Source organism: Specibacter cremeus (assembly GCF_003946885.1).
Classification (GTDB): Bacteria; Actinomycetota; Actinomycetes; order Actinomycetales; family Micrococcaceae; genus Specibacter; species Specibacter cremeus.
Map to the genome: position 1 here is coordinate 79,516 of NZ_RWKQ01000004.1, position 23,393 is coordinate 102,908.

Below are 23,393 nucleotides of genomic sequence, written 5' to 3' on the forward strand. Positions count from 1 at the left end.
GGTGTGGTTGGGGGATTGGTCGCCGGGCTCACGGCGCCACCGCCGCGGCGGGGGCTGCCGCGGCCTCCTTCGCCGCCTTCCGGGCCTCGAATGTCGGACCGTCCGGGATGTCGGCGGGGCGGTTCGCGGCGAACTCCTTGCGCAGCGTCGGCAGCACCTCGGCGCCGAAGAGGTCCAGTTGCTCCAGCACGGTCTTCAACGGCAGGCCGGCGTGGTCCACCAGGAACAGCTGGCGCTGGTAGTCGCCGAAGAAGTCGCGGAACGAGAGCGTCTTCTCGATCAGCTCCTGCGGGCTGCCGACGGTCAGCGGCGTCTGGGCGGTGAAGTCCTCCATGGACGGGCCGTGGCCGTAGACGGGGGCGTTGTCGAAGTAGGGGCGGAATTCCTTGACGGCGTCCTGCGAGTTCTTGCGGATGAAGAACTGCCCGCCCAGGCCCACGATCGCCTGGTCGGCGCGGCCATGCCCGTAGTGCTCGAAGCGCCGGCGGTACAGGCCGATCAGCTGCTGGTAGTGCTCCTTGGGCCAGAAGATGTTGTTGGCGAAGAACCCGTCGCCGTAGTACGCGGCGATCTCCGCGACCTGCGGCGTGCGGATCGAGCCGTGCCAGACGAAGGGGGCGACGCCGTCGAGGGGGCGCGGCGTGGCGGTGAACCCGTGCAGCGGCGTGCGGAAGCGGCCCTCCCAGTTCACCACCTCCTCGTCCCAGAGGCGGCGCAGCAGGGCGTAGTTTTCCACCGTCAGCTCCACTGAATCCTGGTTGTTCTTGCCAAACCAGGGGTAAACTGCGCCCATGTTGCCGCGGCCCAGGACCAAGTCGACGCGGCCGTCGGCCAGGTGTTGGAGCATGGCGAAGTCCTCGGCGATCTTCACGGGGTCGTTCGTGGTGATCAGCGTCGTCGCGGTGGACAGGATGAGCCGTTCGGTCTGCGCCGCGACATAGCCCAGGATGGTGGTGGGGGAGCTGGGGTAGAACGGCGGGTTGTGGTGCTCACCGGTGGCAAACACGTCCATGCCCACCTCCTCGGCGTGCTTGGCGATGGTCGTGATCGCCTTGATTCGCTCATGCTCGGTGGGCGTGCGCCCGGTGGTCGGGTCCATGGTCACGTCGCCCACGCTGAAAATGCCGAATTGCACGGTGCTCTCCTTGCCCTCGGGAAGCCCTGACGCGGGCCCCCTATTTATATGCGTTTGCATCTATTGTAGGCGTCAACGGCGGCGTCGGCCAATATGTTCCCCGGGGTGCGCCGGCCCGTGGACTCCCGCGCCGGCGCAACAGCGCCTAAGATGCAGCAAGCCTGTCACTGGCGGGTGCCACACTCAAGATCCGGGGGAACCAGGTTGTCGGCCGGGAACGGGGATCCCTGGGCAGCCGTCCCTTACGAAGACTGTCCCCACGGCCAGCGCCATCGTCGGCTTCCTGGCGAAGCTCGGCGGCGTGGTCGGGCACAAGCGGATCCCGCTCATCGCCACGGGTCTGACCCTCATGCGCGTCAACGGGCCCGGCGCATGGTACGCGGGGGCCGCCGTCGTCCTGTACTTCGTGCCCAATCCGTGCATCGAGTCAGACCGAACGCCGCAAATCAGCCCGAGCGTTCGGTCCGACATGCAGCGTTCGGTCTGGTTCGGGGATTCCGGCGGCAATATCCTCCTCGCAGAGCCACCCCGGCACGCAACTTTCACAGGTCCCGGACGTATGCCCCCGGGCGTCAGTCGGCGGAGGCGCGCCGGCCCCGGATCTTCGGGATGGCGCCGGTCGTCCAGTCCTGGAACTCCGCGGCCGGCTCAGGGGCGTGCGGCGACCCGGCGGACGCGGCGTGCAGCACCTTCAACGCCAAGACCCGGGCGCGGCGCTCCTTCCGGCCCTCGACCAGCCGGTACAGCACGGGCACCAGCACCAGCGTCAGGGCGGTGGAGGACACCAGCCCGCCGATCACCACGATGGCCAGCGGCTGGGAGATGAACCCGCCACCGCCGGTCACGCCCAGGGCCATCGGGGTCAGGGCGAAGATCGTGGCCAGCGCGGTCATCAGGATGGGGCGCAGGCGTTGCCGGGCACCATGCTCGATCGCCTCCGCGACGTCCATGGCCGGCCGGTCCCCGGACGGCCTGCGGTACTGGTTGATGAGGTCGATGAGCACGATCGCGTTCGTCACCACGATGCCGACCAGCATCAGCATGCCGATCAGCGACGGCAGCCCCAGCGGCACCCGGGTGGCCAGCAGCAGCCCGATGGCGCCGGTCGCCGCGAACGGGATCGAGACCAGCAGGATCAGCGGCTGCACGAGTGACTTGAACGTGGCCACCATGATGACGTACACGATCGCGATGGCGGCCAGCATGGCCAGGCCGAGCTGGCTGAACGACTCGGCCTGCTGCGTGGCCGCGCCGCCCACCGTGGCCACGACACCCGGCGGCAGGGTCAGCGACGACACCTTCGCGGTCACCTCGGCGCTGACCGAGCCCAGGTTGTTGGCATCGGGCGTCACGGACACCGTGGCGGTGCGCTGGCCGTTCGAGGTGGTGATCGACAACGGCGTGTCCACCACCTGGACGGTCGCCACCGAGGACAACGGGATCGGGCCCGCGGGTGTCGGCAGCGACGCGGCCCGCAAGGCGTCAACCGAGGAGAACCGGGCCCCGGTGCCGATCTGCACCTTGTAGTCCGTGGTGTCGATGCGCACCGTGCCGCCCGGAATCGGGCTGACGGTGGCGGCCAGCAGGCCGGTGATCTGCTGCTCGTCCAGGCCGGCGGCCACGGCCTTCGCCCGATCGACGCTCACCTGCACGACCGGCTGGGCCGCGGACAGGTTGCTGGTCACGCCCTGGACGTGGTCGAGTCCATGAAGGGCGCCGACCAGCGCGTCGCTGCCCTTTTGCAGATCGGCCCCGGTGGGCGCCGTGACCGTGACGTCGACGGTGCTGGACATCCCGAATCCGCCGGAGGAGGAGCCGACGCTCACCGTGCCGGCGTCCGTGACACCCGCCAGCGCGGCACGGGCCGCGTCCTTGATGGCCGCCTGGTCGGCATTCTGGTCCGTGATGACCTGGAACCGGGCAGTGGACGCCCCGGCGGAGAACAGGGCCGAGAACCCGCCGGAGGCGTTGCCGATCGTGACCTGGATGTCCCGGACGCCCGGGATGGACTTCAACGCGGCCTCGACCTTCGACGCGGCCTTGTCCGTCACGTCCAGGCTGGTGCCGGGGGCCAGGGCCTGTGTGACGGTGAAGCTGTTCTGCCCGGTGTTGCCGAGCAGGTTCGTGGGCAGCAGCGGCGTCATGGCCAGTGTCGCGGCCAGGATGACGACGCCGGAGACCAGCGTGGTGACCGGGTGCTTCTGCGTCCGCTTCAGGATGGGCAGGTAGCCGCGTTGCAGCCGGCTGGTGCGCTCCCTCGACTCGACGGCGCTCAGCAGCGCCTTGCCGGACAGCGCCGCTCCGGTGCCGTCCGTGTGCACGGGCGTCCTCAGGAACCAGTATGCGAGCACGGGCACGATGGTCAGCGACACGAACAACGAGGCCAGCAGCGCGAACGTGACGGTCAGCGCGAACGGCCGGAACAGTTGCCCGGCCAGGTTGCCGACGAACGCGATCGGCAGGAACACGGCCACGGTGGTCAGCGTCGAGGCGGTCACGGCGCCGGCCACCTCGCGCACGGCGGAGAGGATGGCGGCCAGCTTGTCCTCGCCGTAGCCCAGGTGCCGCTTGATGTTCTCGATCACGACGATCGAGTCGTCCACGACGCGCCCGATCGCGATGGTCAGCGCACCCAGCGTGAGGATGTTCAGCGAGTACCCGGTGGCCCACAACCCGATGAACGTCACCATCAGCGACAACGGGATGGAGATCGCCGTCACGAGCGTCGAGCGCACCGAGAGCAGGAAGATGAGGATAACGACGACGGCGAAGCCCAGTCCCAGCAGACCTTCCGTTGTGAGGTCGTGAATGGACTTCTCGATGAACGGGGCCTGGTCGAGGACGGTCGTGAACTTCGCGTCGTGTCCGAGCTCGGCCTGGATCCGCGGCAGCGCGGCGTTGATCTCGTGGGAGAGGGTGACGGTGTCGGCGTCGGGCTTCTTCGTGACGGACAACGCCAGCGTGGGTGCGCCGTTCGTGCGGGTGATGGACGTCGTGGCGTCGTCGGCCAGCGCCACCGACGCGACGGCCCCGATCGTGGCCGGCGCCGGGCCGGGCCCGGTCCGGTTGCCGTTGGAGGCCAGCGGCAGCGCCTTGATGGCGTCGAGCGAGGTGACCGAGCTGCCGGCCTGGATGGACAGGGTCTGGCCGTCGTGGCCGAGCGTCCCGACGGGCACGAGCGAGCCGTTGTCGGACAGCGCGGTCGAGATGGCGCCGACGGAGACGCCGGCGGCGGCCAGCTTCGCCGGGTCCGGGACGATGGCGATGTGCTGGGTGTTCGCGCCGGAGACGTCGGCGCTGCGCACGCCGTCGATCTTCAACAGCGTCGGCACCGCGATGCGCTGCAGGCCGGTGTTCAGGGCGGCCAGGCCCTGGTTGGAGGAGACGGCCAGGAACACGATGGGGAAGTCGTCGATGCTGCCGGCGATGGGCTGTGGCGCGACGTCCTTGGGCAGCCGGGACGCCACGTTGGAGATGGCCCGGTCGATCTGGTTGCGGGCCCGGTCCAGGTTCGTGCCGTACTTGAACGACAGGTTGATGGTGGAGACGCCGGTGCGGGAGGTGGAGGTGCTCGACTCCAGCCCCTCGACGGCGTTCAGGGCGGCCTCGAGCGGTTCACTGACCTGCTTGTCGACGACCTCGGGGGAGGCGCCCGGCATGGCGGAGACGACCGTGACCTGCGGGAACTCGATGGAGGGGATGAGTTCCTGCTTCAGTGTTCCGAGCGTGATCACGCCGAACACCACCGCGAAGATGGTGATCAGCGCGATCAGTGCCCGGTTGCCCAGCGAAAGGGTGGCCAGGCGAAACATCTACACGCTCCAGGGAAGTTGCTCGATTTTCGCCAGGCCCGCCCGGGGCAGGCGGCGCGTCAGGCGGTGACGGTCTCCAGCTGCAGCGCGCGGGCCGTGGCATCCATGGACTGGGCGAACAGGTCCGGGTTGTCGTTGAGCTTGGTCCCGTACGTCGGCATCATGGTGCGCAGGGAATCCTGCCATTCCAGCTTGAACTTCCGGGGGAAGCAGCGCTGCAGCAGTTCCAGCATGATCGGCACGGCCGTGGAGGCCCCCGGGGAGGCGCCCAGCAGGGCGGACAGCGAACCGTCGGAGGCGGTGATGACCTCGGTGCCGAACTGCAGCACGCCGCCCTTCTTCGGGTCCTTCTTGATGATCTGCACGCGCTGTCCGGCGGTGATCAGCTCCCAGTCGTCGCCGTTGGCCTGCGGGAAGTACTCCTGCAGGGCGGTCACCTTGGCGCCGTGGCTCTTCAGGACCTCGCTGATGAGGTACTTGACCAGGCCCAGGTTGTCCTTGCCGACGGCCAGCATGGGGATGATGTTGCCGGGGCGGATCGAGCCGGGCAGGTCGAGGTAGCTGCCGGTCTTCAGGTACTTGGTGGAAAAGCCGCCGTACGGGCCGAACAGCAGGGAACGTTTGCCGTCCACGTACCGGGTGTCCAGGTGCGGCACGGACATGGGCGGGGCGCCCACGGATGCCTGGCCGTACACCTTGGCGCTGTGCTGGACGGCGAGGTCCTCGTTCGTGCAGCGGAAGAACTGGCCGGAGACGGGGAACCCGCCGAAGCCCTTGCCCTGCGGGATGCCGGAGCGCTGCAGCAGGTGCAGGGCGCCGCCACCGCCGCCGATGAACACGAAGCGGGTCTTGACGCGCCCGCGCTCGTTCGACGCCGGGTGGCGCAGCGCGATGTCCCAGCGCCCGTCGCTGGCGCGCTGCACATCGGTGACTTCCGTGCCGTAGTTGACCTCGACGTCGTTGTTGCCCAGGTAACCGACAAGCTCACGCGTCAACGCGCCGAAGTCGACGTCGGTGCCCTCGGCGGCGCGCGTGGCGGTGACCACCTGCTTCGGGTCGCGGCCCTTCATGACCAGCGGCGCCCAGGCCGCGATCTGGTCCGGGTCCTCGGAGTACTCCATGGAGGAGAATAGCGTGTTCGGTTGCAGCGCCTCGTAGCGGGTGCGCAGGAACTTGCGGTGGTCGGCGCCGAGCACCAGGCTCATGTGCGGGACCGTGTTGATGAAGCCCTTGGGCGAGCCGATCTTGCCGTCGGTGACGAGGTGGGCCCAGAACTGGCGGGAGAGCTGGAACTGCTCGTTGATGCCCAACGCTTTCGCCGGGTCGACGGAGCCGTCTTTCGCGGCGGGGGAGTAGTTGAGCTCGCAGAGTGCGGAGTGGCCGGTGCCGGCGTTGTTCCACGGGCTGGAGGACTCGAGGCCGGGCGAATCGAGACGCTCGAAGAGGGCGATCTTCCACGTCGGTTCGAGTTGCTTGAGCATGGCACCCAGGGTGGCGCTCATGATGCCGCCCCCGATGAGTACGACGTCAGCGTCTTTGGTGTCTGAGATGAAGGTCACGGTCCACTCCGATAGAGGCTTTCCTAGCGCTAGAAGCGTATCGCGGGGGGACCGTCAAGCTTAAATCACGAGAACCGGGTCACACGGTTGTCACGGCGTCTTGTTGAGCTTGACCTGGTTGAACACCTCGTCGAGCACCGGGCTGACCGGATAGCTGGCCACCCGGTTGGACAGCGCGACGGCGGAAATCGGGTACGCGATCGGCACGGCCGGGACGGTGGTCGCGATCTGCCGGCTGATCGCCTCGTAGGCGGCGGTGCGGTCGGGGCCGTTGGGCAGCGACCGGGCCCGGGTGATCTTGGAGAGCAGCTGCGGGTCGGTCATGCCGAGCTGGCCGTTGGCGGCGGCGAAGATCGGGCTGATGAAGTTGTCCGGATCCGCGTACCCGCCGTTCCAGCCCATGAGGTCCAGGGCGTGGTCGCCGGGGCTCGTGACCTTGCCGACGTAGTTGTCCGACCAGTCGACCGGCACGGGCTGGATGTTGAAGCCGACGGCGGTCAGCTGCCGGGCGATCTCCGCGTACACCTTCTCGGGCGTGGGCAGGTAGGGCCGGGTCGTGTTGGTCGGGTAGTAGAACTTCAGCGGCTGGCCCGTGTAGGAGGAGGCCTTGAGCAGCTCGGCCGCCTTCTGCGGGTTGTAGGCCGGGTCGGTGACGGCGTTCTTGAAGCCGCTGAGCTTGGGTGGGATGAACTGGGTGGCCGGGATGGTGCCGCCGATGAAGTATTTGGAGACGAGCGTGGTCTTGTCGATGGCCATGGCGATGGCCTGGCGGACCAAGGGGTCGTCCAGCGGCTTCACGGCCTGGTTCAGCCCCAGGTACATGACGGAGAACGGGTCGCGCTGGAGGATCTGCACGCCGTTCTTCACGAGCGTGTCGAAGTCCCCGGGCGTGACGGGGTCGTAGCCGTCGATGCGGCCGTCCAAGAGGGCCTGGACGCGGGTGGCGGACCGGTCGTAGGTGAGGAATCGCAGCACGTCGATCTGGCCCTTGGCGCCCCAGTACTGCGTGTTGGCGTGCAGTGTCACGGCGCCGTTGCCCCAGCTGGTCAGCGTGTACGGGCCGGTGCCGACCGGGTGCAGCGCATACTGGGAGACCTTGTGCCCGGCCACGGTGCGGTTCAGCGTGTTCGCGTCGCCGGCCGACAACGCGGCGGGTGAGGAGATGGCGAACGCCGGCAGCGTCAACGCCTGCAGGAGGCCGGTCAGCGGCAGGTTCAGCCCGAGGGTCACCTGCAGGTCGGTGTCGACGCTGCAGCTTTTGTAGATGGAGTTCTTCGCGTCGTCGGAGAACGCCTGGAAGACCTGCTTGAACGTGACCGAGGCGCCGTCGCCGCGGGTGGCCTTCGGCAGCGTGAACCAGCGGTTGAAGTTCGTGCACACGGCGGCGGCGTTGAACGCGGTCCCGTCCGTGAACAACACGCCCTTGCGCAGCGCGAACGTGTACGACAGGCCGTCGTCCGCGGCCTTCCACGACGTGGCCAGGCTGGGGGCCGGCGCGCCGGTGGTCGGGTCGACGGTGACCAGTCCCTCGAGGATCTGCCGGGTCACCCGGTACGACTCGCCGTCGCTGACCAGCGCCGGGTCGAGACCGGTGGGGTCGGAGCCGGTACCGAAGTCGAAGGTGACCGGCGCCGCGTCGGTGGGTGCCGCCGTCGTGCTTGGGGCCGGGGCGGGAATGCCGGTGCAACCGGCCAGGACAAGGACGACGACGGCGGGCAGCAGGGCGCGCCAGCGGCGGGGGCGGTGCGGGCCGGCCGGTCGGGGCACTGGTGTCTCCTTGGCGGGTCGGGGCGGAATGCGGGCCAGCCAACCATCCTAGTTTGTCCGGCCCGGTGTCCGCTGGCCGGCGGTGTCGCGTCGGGCCGGTAGTATGAATGGCACTGTCGGCGCGAGTGGTGAAATTGGCAGACACGCAGGATTTAGGTTCCTGTGCCCTCGGGCGTGCGGGTTCAAGTCCCGCCTCGCGCACAACGTTTCCGCAGGTCAGCGGCGGTTTGGCCTGCGAAGTGTTCGCAAAACTTCAAAAAGTGTTCCCACGGGCGTGGCATTGAGGGCTATGGCCAGGTTTGTGGTGCGCTCTTCTCGATCCGGCGCGAAGGCCTATCAGGTACGGTGCCGGATCCGGATACCCGCACGCGGCAGGGCATCACGATGGGCTCCGAGGCAGAGGCCATCACGCTGAAACGCCTGCTGGGCCCAAACGGCCAGTCGTTCACGATTGCGCAGGACGCCATGGCCGCGAACCAGACGGCCACACCGACGGTCTACGAGGTCGTTCAGGAACACATTGACCGCCTGGTCCGCCCGTTGCCGGGAACCGTGCGGAGTTACCAGGTGATGCTCGACCTGCATATTCGCCCTTGGTCTGGGATCCATCCCGATCGGTCAGTTGGACATTCGCCACCTGACTTGGTGGATCAGGGCCATGCAGAAGAAGGGGCGCTGCGCCAAGACGATCAAGAACGTGCGCGCGTTGATCTAATCGGCCATGGAGACGGCCATCACGCTCAAGTACCGGCCCGACAATCCGTGCCGGCGGGTTCAGGTGCCGTCGGGGGAGAAGCCGGAGGACGAGGCCCGGTTCTTGACACAGTCTGAATTTGGCCTGCTGCGCGACTCCATGGCCGATCCCTGCAGGGTCTTCAGCGAGTTCCTGGTGATGACGGGTATGCGCTTCGGCGAGGCGACGGCCGTGACGGGTGCCGACGTCGAACTTTTGGCCAAACCGGCGACGGTGCGCGTCAACAAGGCCTGGAAGCGCGACGGCAGCAACTCGTTTTATGTTGGCGTGACGAAGACGGGCGCCGGCAAGTGGACCATCGCCGTGAATCCCGGCATGGTAGACCACCTGGTGCCCCTTGTGGCCAGCCGGACGGGCGACGAACTCCTGTTCGTGTCGTCCCCGGGCGGCCGATCCACTCCACCTTTTGGCGCCACTATTGGCTACCGGCTGTCAGGGCGGCGCAGGCGAAGGGGATGGCAAAGGACCCGCGCATCCACGACCTGCGGCACACGCATGCGTCCTGGTTGATCCAGGATGGCGTCTCCCTGTTCATCATCTCCCGCCGCCTCGGCCACGCGTCGACGACGACCACGGAACAGATATACGGGCTCCTGATGCCGCAGGCGCTGCAGGACGCCCCGGACGCGATCGAGCGGGCGGCAAGGGCGTGGCAGGAGTAGTTTTCACTTCCAGAGGGCACGGCCACCAACGTTCACGTCCCAAACGTTCGATCGGTTCGGTTTCTGGGGGCGACACCCGCGACGATACTGTGAGAGGCGTGACCGCCATTTTCAACCATGACCATATTGACTTCCTCGTGACGACTTGGCTCTCGGGATGGCGCCTCATGCGAGGTCTTCCTGAACCGGTGCCCGTCGAGGGTGGTCTCCGTGTGGAATTCGGTCAGCCCCACCGGACGTATGAGTTCATTGCCCTCAATGCTGATTCTTCTCCGGTCGGTGTTCGACGCCTGTGTCATCTCGCCAGTGAAACGACTGGGATGAACTGGCTGACGATCACGACGCATTCCGCTGACGCGACAGAGGTTACGGTCCGTGAGGCTGGCCTGGAACTCGCCGGTCCGTGCGAGACGCTCATGACCTGCGATTTCGACACGCGGCCCGGGCATGATTTGCCCGAGGGCTACCGTCTCACGACATCGACCGGCGAAGGCGTGGTGAGGGCTACGATATTCAGCCCAACTGACGAGGTAGCGGCGTCAGGACAGATGGCGGTACTGCCCCAGGAAAGGACCGCCGTTCCGGATAAAATCGAGACGTCGCCGGCGCGTCGACGTCGGGGGCTCGGCAGCAGGCTTATGGCGGCACTCACTGAGGAAGCCTCAAAGCAGGGCGTCACGCGTGGGCTTCTCGTGGCTTCTCCGGAGGGCAAGCTCCTTTACGAGAGCCTTGGGTGGACCACTGTGGCAAGCGTGCTGGTCGCTCGTACACCGCTGCTACGTGAATGACGGCCCATTGCGCGCAAGATTTGGTCGATGGACTCGTGGATCAACAGGCGGCTGTTCTACGCTTGCCGTCGCTGCGCTCTCGTGCCGATGGTCCGCCGGACGTTGCTGCCGACGGGGGGCGGACTTCGTGGAGATGGGCGATCTCTTCCAGGTGTTCGTTGGTGAAGACGATCTTGCCTTTGCCCCGGGTCAGGTGGGGGAACTCGCAGTTGGTGGCGTCGGCGCCGACCATCTGGTCGTTGAGCTGGCCAGTTGGTATTGGGGGTCGGCTTCGACCCCGCGTTGGAAGCATTGGTGGGCGCGGGTGCCCTTTCCTTCCCACCATTAGATGATGCCCAGGCTTGTGAGTACCGGTGCGGCGTCGGCGGGGGTGTAGAGCTGTAGCAGGAGTTGTTCGGCCCGGTCGACGCGGCGCCAGTGCGGCGGGCGTCGTGTCTGGGCCACAAGCAAGTCGCCCAAGGGGCGTAGGCCGGAGATGTCGCCGAGCAGCTGGTCCCGCACGGTGACGAACTTGAAGTCGGCCAGCAGTTCGGCGCTCTCGTCGTCGATAGGCATGTTGATGGCGCCAAGGGGATCGCCCCACGGCGACTGAGCCTTGGCGTTGGCGATCTGGGGTGCATGGCCTCGATCCGATCGCCATGCTTGATGACGTCGTCGTTGAGGTCGCGTTGGACGAGGACGGGGAAGTGGCAATCGGCGCGGGCCTCGACGCTGGATCTCCGGAAGACGAGTTCGGCGTGAGCTCGCTGGCGGTGAGCCGCTCCAGCGGGTACGTCGCGACGGGATCGGTGGCCATGGTCAGGTAGTTGCTGAACGCGCCCTGGCCGATGAGCCAGCCGTCCTTGACTTGGATGTCGTGCTTGGGGAGTTCCCCGGTCAAGGAGTCCATCACTTCCTTATACGGACGTGGCCTATCTGCGACCACGGCTCGGTGGTGAAGATGCCGAAGACCATGCCGGTGGCTTGGCGGTCATTGGAGACGTGCTTGACGACATGGCCGACATACAGGGCACGGTCGGTCTTCGTGGACGGGAGATCCACGCGCAGGGTGGCCCTGATCCGGTTACCTGACCCTCAAGGATGCACTCGAATTACACGACACTGCAGGCGGCGGCGCGCTATGTGTCGACTCTGGAACCATTTGGGGAATCGCGCTCCCGTTTGTTGGCGGTGTTGACTCGATTCACGAACTTGTCAGGTGTCTGTTGGTCGACATGGATGCCAGGACGGGGGCCAGCTCGTCAGCGAAGGCTTGGGCACTTTCCAGGTCTGGGCGGGTGTAGCTGCCGGGGCTATCCATGAGATTGAGGCAGCCGAGGAACCGGTTGTCGATGGAAATAACGGCGTTGATGCCCGCACCGAGGCGGAGGGCGGCGAGTGTGTCATGGTGTTCGAAGGTGTCCGTTTGCACGTCCTCGGGTGATTCGGCCAAGTACGACTCCAACCGCACGACGCACTGCTGGACCCAATCGGTGCCGAGCTCGGAGGATACGCCGCCAATTCGGTAGATCTCCGGGAGAGACGAATAAACCCGAACGAGGTCGGCCGTGGCCGGCCGCCACAGGGAAATTGTCGCCAAGCGGGCGCCGATTTCCTCCACAGCACGTTCGACGGATTCCTTGAGAGCGCCGGCCTCGCCCTGCGGGATGGACAGGGCGATGACATCTTCCTGCACGGGTGGTGTGGTCATAACCTCTTCTTTCGCGTCGGGATGGTGCGGGACGTTGTGGGCGCGGCCGAGCAACATCACGCCGCCCAGCGCGACGCAGCCACCGATGATCGCGCCGGGGGTGGGGGCCTGTCCCAGTAGCAGCCAGCCAAGAGACAGGGAGAAAATAGGGACGGCGAAGAGCAGGGACCCGCCCTCGGCGACGCTCGTTCCGGCGAGGGACAAGTTCCAAAAGGCATACGCCAGGACCGTGCTGCAGAGGACCAGGACGGCAAGAGCGGCAATGGTCGACGGGGCCCACATCTCCAATCGGATGTTGAAGCTGGCCAGAGGCAAGGTGGATAGGCCGCCGACCAGGCAACCCCAGAAGACCATTTCCACCGGTGGGATGCGTGCCAGCACTGGTTGCTGCCAGATGAGGAAGACCGCCAGGACCAGGGCGGCGCCGAGGATGGTCAAGGCGTTCCAGTCGAACCCCAGGTTCCCGGCTCCGAAGACCGTGATGACGACAACCCCGACGACAGCCGTTGCCATGCCCAGAAGTCCCCGGCGCGACGTTCGTTCTCCCAGGACCAGATAGCCCAATGTGAAGGCGAATACCGGCGATGTATTGAGCAGCAGGCTAGCCGTCCCGGCCGGAACGGTGGTCTGGCCGAGATTGAGCATCGTCCCATACACGCCGTAGCCGAGCAGGGAGATGCCAAGGACTTTCGGCACATCCCGCGGCCGCAAGAGCAGGCGCCGCTTGCGGACGAGGAAGTAGAGCCCGAGCACGAGGGCGGCGAGCAGAAATCGCACGGGGGTCAAGTCGAGGGGGCCGAAGACCTTCAGGACCTCGCTCGTTGCCACATAGGTGGGGGCGGAGGTGATGACCATCAGGATGTCGGGGCGCCGGAGCCAGCCTCGCTTCACGGACGGACCTCCTTCCTCGACTGGGGCACGTGTGACGGTTTTTTCGGCAAGCCTATTGCATTCTCGACCGATTTATTCGTACAGTACAGCAAATAGCTCGTTCGGTGTAGTACTCGTCACATGGAAGGCCCATCACATGGAACACACGAACACGCCCGTAGGCGGCGGCAGGATTTCTCGGCGCACCATGCTGGCCGGTTCCGGCCTGGCCGTTCTGTCTGCGGCATTGCTGACTGCCTGCGGCCCGGGTGGGTCGGCACTGCCGGCCGCATCGTCGGGTGGCTCGGGACTGGTGGCCAAGGCGGGAGGGACGCTGCGGATCGCCCGTCCGCCGGCATCCAAGGCCGAGACCCTCGACCCGGCAAGCTCGTTGTCGGCCTATGAGTATCTTGGTGCGCTCTACAACCGGTTGGTGCGGCTCGATGACGCCGGTACGGTCCAGCCGGACCTCGCCGAATCGTGGGAGACGTCCAAGGATGCCTTGACGTGGACGTTCCACCTGCGCCGGGGTGTCACCTGGCATGATGGCAAGCCGTTTACGGCCCAGGATGTCGTCCACACGATCCAGCACATGCTGGATCCGAACACGAAGAGTCCCCAGGCGGGCGTGTTGGCCCCGTTCATCAACGCGAAGGCGGCCACAGCGAAGGACGATGTGACGCTTGTGGTCGCGCTCTCCTCGCCGAACGCCGAGTTCGCCAGCCTGATGACCGGGTACAACTGCTACATCATCCCGAACGGTTCGGCCGCCACGATCGGCCAGTCCGGAATCGGGACGGGGCCCTTCAAACTGGCCTCGTTCACGGCGGCCGGACCGGGGAAAATCGTGCGCAACGATGCGTATTTCGGCACCAAGCCCAAACTGGATGCGATTGAGTTCTCCTCCATTCCCGACACCCAGGCGCGGGTGAATGCGCTGCTTGCCGGCCAGGTGGATCTGATCTCGCAGACCAACTTGGACTATGCGACCTCCCAGACGGTCATGGCGTCCAGCATTGCCACGGTGAGTTCGGTGAAGAACGCCCAGTGGTACACCGTGCCGATGCTCAATACCTCGGCCGAGTTCAAGGACAAGCGAGTGCGGTTGGCCTTGGCTCACGCCTACAACCCCAAGGACGTGATGCAGTTGGCCGTGCACGGTAGCGGCACCATCGCCCGCAACAACCCGGTCCCACCGACGGAGGCCTACCACCTGGACTATGGGCTGGACTACGATCCCGAGAAGTCGAAGTCCCTGCTCAAGCAGGCCGGGCACGATTCGACGGCGCTGGACATCTGGACCTCCACGTACGACTCCGTGCTGACCCCGTTGGCCCTGGCGCTGAAGGGGAGCGTGGAAGGCTCCGGTTTCACCCTGAACGTGAAGACCTCTGCCGCGGACTCGTACTACACGGATGTGTGGATGAAAAAGCCGTTGATGACCAGCTACTGGTACACCGGCCGGCCCATCGACCAACTGCTCAACCAGATTTTCCGGTCGGGCTCCTCCTACAACGAGAACGCGTACGCGAATCCTGCGTTCGACAAGATCCTTGACACGGCCCGCGCCACCGTTGACGACGCCAAGCGTAAGACGCTCTACCAGGACGCGCAGAAATTCCTCATGGACGACGGCGGCTCCCTGACCCCGTTCTTCGCCGACCGCCTGGTCGGTTTGAGCAAGAAGGTGGCCGGCTACAAGGAGCACGGCTTTGAGTTCGACTACATCAGCATCGGGCTGGTCGCCTAGGTCATGTTCACACGTTTCGTAGCTCCGCGACTGGGATGGGCGATCGCCACAATCGTGTTGTCCACGGTCCTGGTCTTCAGTGCCATGCAGGCGCTTCCCGGGGACGCGGCAACCCAAATTCTGGGACAGAACGCGACCCCGGAGGCGGTGGCGACGCTGCGGCGGCAACTCGGGCTCGATCAAGCCCCGGTCGCGCGATTCGTCACCTGGTTGGGACACGCGCTGACCGGCAATTTCGGCACCTCGCTCGTCAGCGGGCAGGCGGTGGGACCGGAGGTCGGCCGAGCACTGCTGAACACCTCGTTCCTCGCCGGCGTGACCATCCTGGTCGGCTTCAGCCTTGCGATGGTCCTCGGACTCGTCGCCGGCCTGTTCCGCGACCGGTGGCCCGACGCGTTGATCTCCACCGTGGCCCTGGTTGGCATGAGCGTCCCGGAATTCATCGTGGCCACGCTGCTGGTGCTGGCGTTCTCGATCACCATCCCCCTATTCCCGGCCGTGGTCGTGGCCGGCCAGAATGCCACGATCGGACAACTTCTGCCGTCGATGCCACTACCGGCGCTTTCGCTGATGTTTGTGGCTGCCGCGTACATCATCCGCATGATGCGCACCTCGGTCATCGACGTCATGGAATCGGACTTCGTGCACACCGCCCGGCTCAAGGGAATCACGACCGGACGCCTGGTCATCAGGCACGTTGTCCCCAGCGCGGTGCTGCCAACGCTGAACGTCGTCGCCATGAACATCGCCTGGCTGATCGGCGGAGTGGTCGTCGTCGAGAGCATCTTCAACTACCCCGGCATGGGCTCACTCATGATCCGCTCGGTCCAGAGCCGTGACCTGCCAACCATCCTGCTGATCACCGTCATCGGTGCCGTGACTTTCGTGGCGTGCAATCTGCTCGCCGACCTTGCGGCGACCTTCCTCAACCCCCGCCTGCGGTATCCAAGGAACTCAAAATGACCTCAGCCACGATTTCCACCGAAACCGTTCAGGGAACGACGGGCATGATCCGCAGTCTGATCCGGGTCATGCGTTCGATTCTGCGCTCCAAATCCGCGACGTTGGGCTTCGTCCTAGTCATCCTGCACGTCCTCCTGGCCGTGCTGGCCCCGCTCATCGCGCCGGGCAATCCCGTGAAGAACAATCCGGCGGCCGTGTTGCAGCTGCCCGGTGGCCCCTTCCCCCTCGGCACAGACACCCTGGGGCGCGACATCCTGTCGCGGACCCTTTACGGGGGCCAATACGCACTGGCCGTCAGTTTCACCGCTACGGCCCTCGCGGTCCTGCTGGGCACGATCATCGCGGGCCTGGCGGCGTACTACGGCGGCTGGGTCGACCAGCTCATCACGCGCGTGCTGGACTCGATCCTGGCCGTTCCGGCGATCCTGGCCATGCTCGTGGTGGTCACCGTTTTCGGTTCGGGCCCATGGGTGATCGTGCTGGCCGTCGTGATCGTGTACACCGGGGGCGTGACCCGCGTCGTGCGAGCGGCCGCCATGGACGTGATGCCCAAGGACTTCATCACCGCCGCGCGGGCCCGCGGCGAGGGCGTCGTGTACATCCTCAGCCGGGAGGTGTTCCCCAACATCCTGGACGTGGTGCTGGTCGAATTCGCCATGCGTGCCTCCTGGGTCGTCCTCCTGGTCAGCTCGCTGTCGTTCCTGGGCTTCGGCGCCAACCCGCCGACCCCTGACTGGGGCCTCATGGTTGCCGAGAACCGCAGCCTCATGGCCGTCGTCCCCCTGGCCACCCTTGCCCCGATCGTTTTCCTGGCCACGCTGATCGTGGGCCTGAACCTTGCCGCCGACGGGCTCGCCAAGAGCCTCGGCATCGACCGCATGAAGGAGATCCTCGGATGACGGCCACCCAAAGCGAGCACCTCGCCATCGACATCCAGAACCTTGACGTCGCCTACATGGCCGGGACCCGACAAGTGAACGTCCTCCAGGGCGTCAATCTGGCCCTGCGCCCGGGCGAGGTCCTGGGACTGGTCGGGGAATCCGGTTCCGGCAAGTCCACCCTGGCCGGCATCCTGCTGGCCTCGCTACGGACCTCCTCATTCATCGCCCGAGGAACTGTCCACGTCGCCGGCGCGGACGTCTTCAAACTCAAGGGGAAGGGGCTGCGCGATTTCCGTGCCTCTCAGGTGGCCTTGGTCCCGCAGAACGCCGGGGCCGCCCTCACGCCCACCATGCGCATCGCCGACCAGCTGGCCGAGGCGTTCAGGAGCGATGACGCATCCACGGCCACCCGGGCCGCCCGCCGCTCCCGCGCCATCGAGCTACTTCGCTTGGTGCGTCTGCCGAACCCCGCGGCGGCATTGGACAAGTACCCGCATCAATTCTCCGGCGGCCAGCAGCAGCGCATCGGCATCGCCATGGCCCTTGCCGCCCGACCGGCCATACTGGTGCTCGACGAACCGACCACGGGACTGGACGTCGTCACCCAGGCGGCCATTCTGGACACCCTCTCACGACTTCACGCGGAACTGGGCATGGCCATGGTGCTGGTGAGCCACGACCTGGGCGTCATTGACAAGATGTGCACCCACGTGGCGGTCCTCCGCCAAGGAAAGGTCGTCGAGTCCGGTCCCACCAAGGACGTTCTGGCTCATCCCAGCCACCCCTACACCCGGGGACTGCTGGCCAGCGTGCCCAGGATCAACGCGCCCGGGATCCCGCCGAGCCTCGATGACGCCGTCATCGACGCGTACGAACGCGGCGAGACGCTGCCTGCGGCGGAAAGCGCCGTGTACGAGAGGACGGCCCCAGTGGGCACCCCGCCCGTCCTCACGGTGCGTGGCCTGACCGTAGACTACAACCGGAAGCCCCACGGCGCGCCCACGGTGTTGGACGTGGATTTGGATGTCCACGCCGGCGAGATCGTCGCGTTGGTCGGCGAATCCGGCTCCGGCAAATCCACGATCGCCAACGTGATCGCCGGGCTGCAAGGCACCAAAGCCGGGGTGCTGACCCTCGATGGCGAAACGGAACTGGCTGCCACCGTCCCGCGACGGGCAAAGGCCGTGCGGCGCGCGATCCAGATCATCTTCCAAAACGCGGACACGTCGCTGAATCCTCGTCAGACGGTCCGCGATGCGGTGAACCGACCCTTGCGGCTTTTTGGGATCCGCGGATCGTCGGTTGAGGCGGCCCTGGCCGACGTCGACCTTCCCGGAAGCTTTGCCCAACGCTTGCCCGGCCAATTGTCCGGCGGACAGCGTCAACGCGTCGGCATCGCCCGGGCCGTCGCGGCGGGCCCCTCCCTGGTCCTCGCCGATGAGATCGTGTCGGCGCTCGATGTCTCGGTGCAGTCCTCCATTTTGCGACTGATGGATCGGTTGGCACGCGAGAAGGACCTGGGCTTCCTGTTCATCACCCACGACCTGGCGGTGGTTCGCGCCATCGCCGATCGCGTCGTCGTCCTCTACCTGGGGCGCATCGTCGAGGAGGGCACGGTCGATGAGATCTTCGGATCCATCTCGCATCCGTACACGCGGCTGCTGCTCGACGCCGTCATCGAACTGGGGGACGACCATGCGTCCGCGCCGGCCCCGGGACAGGACGAGGTGCCGGACGGGCCACCGGAGCAGGGGTGCCCCTTCGCCAGTCGCTGCCCGCTGGTGATGGACGTGTGCCGCACCGTCCGGCCCCCGGTGGTACCGGTGAGCGCAACGCACAGCATTCGATGCCACGCGCCGTTGAACAACCTGAGGCTCGACCTGGCGGAGTCCGCCACCGGGCTCGTCTGACCACTGAACGTCACCGAAGCGATTGGATTCACCCTATGAAGATCACCGCCGACTTTCCCCGCACCGTAACCGTGATGGAGCACGTCCTGATCCCGATGAGCGACGGGACACGGCTGGCGGCCACGATCTGGCTGCCGGATGACGCCACGGACAACCCGGTCCCCGTCCTGCTCGAATACCTGCCCTATCGGCGCGGGGACTGGACGGCGCCGCGTGATGCCCAACGGCACCCGTGGTACGCCGGGCACGGATACGCGTCCGTGCGGGTGGATATGCGCGGGGCCGGTGACTCCGAAGGAGTCATGCTGGACGAATACCATGTCCAGGAACAAGCGGACGGCATCGATGTCATCGCCTGGCTTGCCGCCCAGCCGTGGTCCACCGGCAAGGTGGGGATGTTCGGGATCTCCTGGGGCGGGTTCAACAGCCTGCAAATCGCGGCCGAACGGCCGGAGGCGCTCAAGGCGATCGTCACGGTGTGCTCCACCGACGACCGGTATGCCGATGACGTGCACTACTACGGTGGCGCGCTCCTCGGGATCGACATGGCCGCCTGGGCGGGGACCATGCTTGCCTTCCAGGCCCGCCCGCCGGCGCCGTGGCGCGTCGGGGACGCCTGGCTCTCCATGTGGAACGAACGGCTCGAGGCGCTCCAACCCTTCAGTGAGATCTGGATGGCCCACCAGGAACGGGACGACTACTGGCGCCATGGGTCCGTGTGCGAGGACTATTCCCGCATCGATGCCGCGGTACTGGCCGTCGGCGGTTGGGCCGACCCCTACCGGAACGCGGTCCTGCGCCTGCTGGAGAACCTGGACGCCCCATGCAAGGGACTGATCGGACCATGGTCCCACCAGTACCCTGACATCAACCGGACGCCCGGACCGAACATCGGCTTCCTCCAGGAAACCCTTCGATGGTGGGATCACTGGCTCAAGGGCGAGGACACCGGCGTGATGGAAGAGCCGGCGCTGCGCGTGTACCAGCAGGACTCGGTCCGACCCGCCACGCACTACCCGCTCCGTCCCGGGAGATGGGTGGGCCTGAACTCGTGGCCCGCCGTGGAAGTCACACCAACAACCTTCAACCTCCATCGGGACCTGCGGACCCTGGCTGCCGGCACGGACGGGAACGTCGTCATCGATACCCCGCAGCACACCGGGATCGACGCCGGTCGGTGGTTTCCATTCGGCAACGTCTCCGACCTCCCGCCGGACCAGCGCTCCGAAGACGGCCGCTCCGTCGTCTTTGACACCCCGGTTCTCAACGAGGACCTGAACATCCTCGGCTTTCCACGACTGACACTAAAGGTTTGTGCCTCAACCCGGCGCGCCAACATCATGGCCCGGCTGACCGACGTCGCCCCCGACGGATCCTCGACCCTCATCACCCGCGGCGCCATCAACCTTGCCAAGCGAGACGGGATGGACCGCGCCGATGAGGCAACACCGGGCGCGTGGATCGACGCGGAGATCGAACTGACCTCGATATCCTGGACGGTTCCCGCCGGGCACCGGCTCCGGGTGGCGCTGTCCACCACATACTGGCCGTGGCTTTGGCCGCATGGTCAGACCGGGGCCGTCATCCTGGACCCCGCGGCCAGCGAGCTTGTCGTGGGTCATCTCGATCCCGCCGCACTGCACGGACCGCATCCGTTCTTCGACGAGCCCGAACAGGCGCCACCCATGGACGTCCTGGCCGGACCGGACCCGGAATCGCGCCCCGAACGGGAGGTCCGCTACGAACCCGACTCCGACACGTGGGTGCTGACCGTGGACCCAAACTACGGGGGGCACCGGGCCTACCCGGACGGGCTGGTCTACAGCGAGGCTGCCCAGGAGCGGTACACCATATCGCGCAACGACCCGCTCTCGGCCACGGCCGAATCCCAGTGGAAGATCGGCTTTGACCGTGGCGACTGGAACGTCCGCATCGACACGGAATCGGTCATCACCTCCACCGCCACCCATTTCCGACTGTTCAACAAAGTCACGACATACTTGAACGGCAATGTCCACACGGAAAAGACTTTCGACAAGCAGATCGAGCGAACCTCGGTCTAGACAATGGATGGGAGACCATGTCATGACGGAAGTACGGCAGGCCGGACGACCGAAAGCGAAATCGGAAGACGAACGCCAACGCCACCCCACGGAGGTACGTCGCCGTTTGGTCATCGAATCGGCCCGCGACCTCATCGCGGACAAGGGCCTTTTCAACGTCCAAATACGGGATATCTCGCGGGCCTGCGGCGTTTCACCCGGCACCATCACCTACCACTTCCGCAGCCTGGAAGAGGTCCTCTGGGAGGTCGTGAAGGCGGAAACTGCCGAGTTCTACGTGCCGTTGCAGGAAGCAGCCAGGAGCGAAGGCGACGCCGCCGCGCAGCTCCTCACCTTCCTGCGTGGCATGTTCAAGTCCGACCCGGACACGCGCCGGCACTGGCTCATCTGGCTCGACTTCTGGTCCGCCGCAGCACGAGAGGACTCGTACGGAGAATGGATGAACGATCACTACGCCAACTGGTGGGCAGCACTCCGGGACATCACCGCACGCGGCGTCGAGGACGGTCGATTCACCTGCGCCGATCCCGACACCTTCGCGATAGACACCGCTGCCGTGGTCGACGGCCTGGCGATCCAGTGCTATTCCAAACGGGCACGCCTCACGGTGGCCGAGGCACGGGAACACCTCGTCCGATTCGTCAGTGACAGGCTGGCCATCGACTCGAGGTAGTGCCTATGCCTTGATCCACCGATCCGGTTCCGGACTCGTCGGAAGTTCAGGATTTGCCGGGTTTGTGATTTTGGGCAGGATCCACCGGCCGGCCTCGCCGCCGTTGGTGTTCCACGCTTTGTGTTCCTGGGTTGCGCCGGGATCGGCTGGGCGGACGGGTCCTACGCTGCCTGCGGCGGCTCGTGGGTCGCGGCGAAAAGCTGCTCCCAGGCGGTTTGCCAGGGCCAGGGCTCGGGAAGGTGGAGCCTGATTTTCCGGGCGCTGGAGGCGATGCGGACCGGGACGTGGATGAGTTTGCGGCGAATCGTCCCGGTCCTGGCCCTGGCGAAGGTTCCTTTGGCGAGGATCCCGCGGTGCGGGTGAGGTTGTATGCCATGACGGCGGCGACCCGCCGAAGTGTCACAGATGTGTTGAGGTAGAACTGTCACCGAAGTCCTTCGACATAACACCGGCGATTAAAAACGGCGTCACGATCGGGTCCATTAACTTCCTTGACGTCGAGGGAAGTTACGATGAGCATTCCGCCACGGCGGCGATGGAAATTGCGGCCCACTCCACTGACCTCCTTGAGGAATTGCTCACCACCTACGCCTGACCCCCCTGGGGCGGGAAATGCGCCACCATACATCCAATTCCGGGCACTGCTGTCCGGGGAAGAAGGGGACCTCACCATGTCCAACGTCGCCACCCAGTTGTTGACCGTCACGAATGCGCTGATCTTTGACGGGTCATCGCCGGATCTCACCGCAGGATCCATCGTGTTTCGCGACGGCGTCATCGAGGCGGTCGGGGACGTGGCCCCTGTGGGCGAGGTCGTCGATGCCGGCGGGAAAGTCGTCGTGCCGGGGCTCATCGACGCCCACTTCCACGCCTACGCCGTCGGCCTCGGCGGTTTTGAGGTCGAAAGGGGCCCGTTGAGCTATGCGGCACTGGTCGGCGCCCAACGGTTGGGGTCCGCCCTGAAGCGCGGGTTCACCACGGTGCGCGACGTTGCCGGCGGCGACATCGGCCTCGCGAAGGCGGTGCGCGGCGGCGTGTTCAAGTCCCCGCGCTACCTCTTCACCGGCCCGGCGATGAGCCAGACCGGCGGCCACGGCGACCCCCGCGCCGAGGACCTGGACCTGTGCTTCAGCCACGGCCACATGTGTTCCGTTGTCGACGGCGTGGACGACCTCCGCAAGGCCGTCCGCGACAGGTTCCGGACCGGCAGCCACGCCATCAAGATCATGACGTCCGGTGGCGTCGTGTCGCTGACCGACCCCATCCGGGTGCCGCAATATTCGGCGGCGGAAATCCAGGCCGTCGTGGAGGAGGCGGGTCGCCGCAACAGCTACGTGGCCGCCCATGCGTACTCGCCGGAGGCCATCAAGCACTCGGTCGAAAACGGTGTGCGGTCAATCGAGCACGGAAACCTCATGGACCAGGAAACCGCCGAGTTGATGGCCCGGCACGGCAGCTACCTGGTGCCCACGCTGGCCGCCTACGATGCCATGAACCGGCGGGGTGAGGCGCTGGGGCTGCACCCCATTTCGCAGGTGAAGAACGCCGAGGTGCTTGAGTCCGGCAAGACGGCGATCGAACTGGCGCTGGCGGCCGGGGTCAAGGTTGGCTTCGGCTCGGACCTGATGGGCGACCTGGAAAACGACCAGTTGGTGGGCGTGCGCCTGCAAACCGAGGTGGCCGGCGTTTTTGAGACGCTGCGGTCCATGACGTCCGTGAACGCGGAGATCTTGCAGGACACCCGCATCGGCCGGATCGGCGCCGGGGCGCATGGCGACGTCGTGATCCTGGACGGCAACCCGTTCGAGGACCCTGCGGCACTGTGGGACGAGAGCCGGCCGCGCGTCGTCATCCAGGCCGGCCGCGTCGTCACGGCGCCAGTGGAGCCCGTTTTCAATACCCAGTAGCCGCGGACCAGCGCCCCGACCCGAACCGACTTGCCCTCCTCGGACGTCAACGACGTGACGGCGTAGATCGTCTCGGTGTGCCATGTCCGGGTCCCGGCGGGCCGGGATTTCGGGTGATGTGGACGGCGTGGGCGGCGTGCGGGAAGTTGATGCCGGCGGCGACGTCCACGCATGTGACGGTGCGCTCGATGCCCCGGCCGTTGGCTGTC

At 66.2% G+C, this 23,393-nt stretch carries 19 protein-coding genes, 1 tRNA gene and 1 pseudogene; 13 read left to right on the top strand and 8 right to left on the bottom strand.

What is annotated here, in order from left to right:
• Positions 1–28: 28 nt before the first annotated feature.
• The 4 genes from EJC77_RS02405 to EJC77_RS02420 form a co-directional block, all read right to left on the bottom strand.
• Positions 29–1,135: an LLM class flavin-dependent oxidoreductase gene (locus EJC77_RS02405; protein WP_125609983.1), complete on the bottom strand. Its 1,107-nt coding sequence runs from the start codon at positions 1,133–1,135 to the stop codon at positions 29–31.
• A 572-nt stretch (positions 1,136–1,707) separates the two neighbouring features.
• Positions 1,708–4,947 (bottom strand): efflux RND transporter permease subunit, encoded by a 3,240-nt coding sequence (locus tag EJC77_RS02410; protein ID WP_125609984.1) that lies wholly within the window; start codon positions 4,945–4,947, stop codon positions 1,708–1,710.
• Positions 4,948–5,006: 59 nt separating this feature from the next.
• Positions 5,007–6,506 (bottom strand): malate:quinone oxidoreductase, encoded by a 1,500-nt coding sequence (locus EJC77_RS02415; RefSeq protein ID WP_125609985.1) that lies wholly within the window; start codon positions 6,504–6,506, stop codon positions 5,007–5,009.
• A 90-nt stretch (positions 6,507–6,596) separates the two neighbouring features.
• Positions 6,597–8,273 carry an ABC transporter substrate-binding protein gene (locus EJC77_RS02420; protein WP_240629667.1) on the bottom strand — a complete coding sequence of 559 codons (1,677 nt, stop codon included), beginning with the start codon at positions 8,271–8,273 and terminating at the stop codon, positions 6,597–6,599.
• 119 nt (positions 8,274–8,392) lie between these two features.
• On the opposite strand from EJC77_RS02420, the gene EJC77_RS02425 reads away from it, so the two are divergent.
• From EJC77_RS02425 to EJC77_RS02435, 5 genes are all read left to right on the top strand, one after another.
• Positions 8,393–8,474, top strand: a tRNA-Leu gene (locus EJC77_RS02425).
• Positions 8,475–8,657: 183 nt separating this feature from the next.
• Positions 8,658–9,104, top strand: coding sequence for a hypothetical protein (locus EJC77_RS20860; RefSeq protein ID WP_240629669.1), 447 nt, complete (start codon positions 8,658–8,660; stop codon positions 9,102–9,104).
• Positions 8,995–9,537, top strand: coding sequence for a site-specific integrase (locus EJC77_RS20865; RefSeq protein ID WP_240629690.1), 543 nt, complete (start codon positions 8,995–8,997; stop codon positions 9,535–9,537). The genes EJC77_RS20860 and EJC77_RS20865 overlap by 110 nt, the downstream gene beginning before the upstream one ends.
• Positions 9,420–9,689: a tyrosine-type recombinase/integrase gene (locus EJC77_RS20870; protein WP_240629684.1), complete on the top strand. Its 270-nt coding sequence runs from the start codon at positions 9,420–9,422 to the stop codon at positions 9,687–9,689. The genes EJC77_RS20865 and EJC77_RS20870 overlap by 118 nt, the downstream gene beginning before the upstream one ends.
• A gap of 98 nt (positions 9,690–9,787) precedes the next feature.
• Positions 9,788–10,477 carry a GNAT family N-acetyltransferase gene (locus tag EJC77_RS02435; protein WP_125609986.1) on the top strand — a complete coding sequence of 230 codons (690 nt, stop codon included), beginning with the start codon at positions 9,788–9,790 and terminating at the stop codon, positions 10,475–10,477.
• A gap of 324 nt (positions 10,478–10,801) precedes the next feature.
• Here the strand turns inward: EJC77_RS02435 and EJC77_RS02440 are convergent, their stop codons facing one another.
• On the bottom strand, positions 10,802–11,032 hold the full coding sequence (locus EJC77_RS02440) for a hypothetical protein (protein WP_125609987.1): 231 nt from the start codon (positions 11,030–11,032) through the stop codon (positions 10,802–10,804).
• An 83-nt stretch (positions 11,033–11,115) separates the two neighbouring features.
• Between EJC77_RS02440 and EJC77_RS20260 the strand changes: the two genes are divergently transcribed.
• A complete protein-coding gene (locus tag EJC77_RS20260; protein ID WP_205786787.1) occupies positions 11,116–11,283 on the top strand; it encodes a hypothetical protein in 168 nt (55 codons plus the stop codon).
• 82 nt (positions 11,284–11,365) lie between these two features.
• On the opposite strand, the gene EJC77_RS20265 is transcribed toward EJC77_RS20260, so the two are convergent.
• Together EJC77_RS20265 and EJC77_RS02445 are read right to left on the bottom strand one after the other, a co-directional pair.
• Positions 11,366–11,518, bottom strand: a complete 153-nt coding sequence (locus EJC77_RS20265; RefSeq protein ID WP_164520284.1) for a hypothetical protein — start codon at positions 11,516–11,518, stop codon at positions 11,366–11,368.
• A 142-nt stretch (positions 11,519–11,660) separates the two neighbouring features.
• Positions 11,661–13,058, bottom strand: a complete 1,398-nt coding sequence (locus tag EJC77_RS02445; RefSeq protein ID WP_125609988.1) for a DMT family transporter — start codon at positions 13,056–13,058, stop codon at positions 11,661–11,663.
• Positions 13,059–13,194: 136 nt separating this feature from the next.
• Between EJC77_RS02445 and EJC77_RS02450 the strand changes: the two genes are divergently transcribed.
• The 6 genes from EJC77_RS02450 to EJC77_RS02475 are packed head-to-tail and all read left to right on the top strand — an operon-like array spanning position 13,195 to position 21,277.
• Entirely contained in the window at positions 13,195–14,787 is a 1,593-nt protein-coding gene (locus EJC77_RS02450; protein WP_125609989.1) for an ABC transporter substrate-binding protein, read from the top strand.
• Positions 14,788–14,790: 3 nt separating this feature from the next.
• Complete coding sequence (locus EJC77_RS02455; protein ID WP_125609990.1) at positions 14,791–15,750, top strand: ABC transporter permease; 960 nt, start codon at positions 14,791–14,793, stop codon at positions 15,748–15,750.
• The gene (locus EJC77_RS02460; protein WP_240629673.1) at positions 15,747–16,649 is read left to right on the top strand and encodes an ABC transporter permease; all 903 of its coding nucleotides are present in this window, start codon (positions 15,747–15,749) and stop codon (positions 16,647–16,649) included. The genes EJC77_RS02455 and EJC77_RS02460 overlap by 4 nt, the downstream gene beginning before the upstream one ends.
• A complete protein-coding gene (locus EJC77_RS02465) occupies positions 16,646–18,541 on the top strand; it encodes an ABC transporter ATP-binding protein (protein WP_125609991.1) in 1,896 nt (631 codons plus the stop codon). Before EJC77_RS02460 ends, EJC77_RS02465 begins: the two co-directional genes overlap by 4 nt.
• Positions 18,542–18,576: 35 nt before the next feature.
• Positions 18,577–20,604: a CocE/NonD family hydrolase gene (locus tag EJC77_RS02470; protein ID WP_125609992.1), complete on the top strand. Its 2,028-nt coding sequence runs from the start codon at positions 18,577–18,579 to the stop codon at positions 20,602–20,604.
• Positions 20,605–20,626: 22 nt separating this feature from the next.
• A complete protein-coding gene (locus EJC77_RS02475) occupies positions 20,627–21,277 on the top strand; it encodes a TetR/AcrR family transcriptional regulator (RefSeq protein WP_164520285.1) in 651 nt (216 codons plus the stop codon).
• A 161-nt stretch (positions 21,278–21,438) separates the two neighbouring features.
• Here the strand turns inward: EJC77_RS02475 and EJC77_RS02480 are convergent.
• Positions 21,439–21,665 (bottom strand): annotated as a pseudogene (locus tag EJC77_RS02480) (IS1380 family transposase); the annotation flags it as partial.
• A 283-nt stretch (positions 21,666–21,948) separates the two neighbouring features.
• Between EJC77_RS02480 and EJC77_RS02485 the strand changes: the two are divergent.
• Positions 21,949–23,184, top strand: coding sequence for a metal-dependent hydrolase family protein (locus tag EJC77_RS02485; RefSeq protein ID WP_125609995.1), 1,236 nt, complete (start codon positions 21,949–21,951; stop codon positions 23,182–23,184).
• Positions 23,185–23,393: the final 209 nt, after the last annotated feature.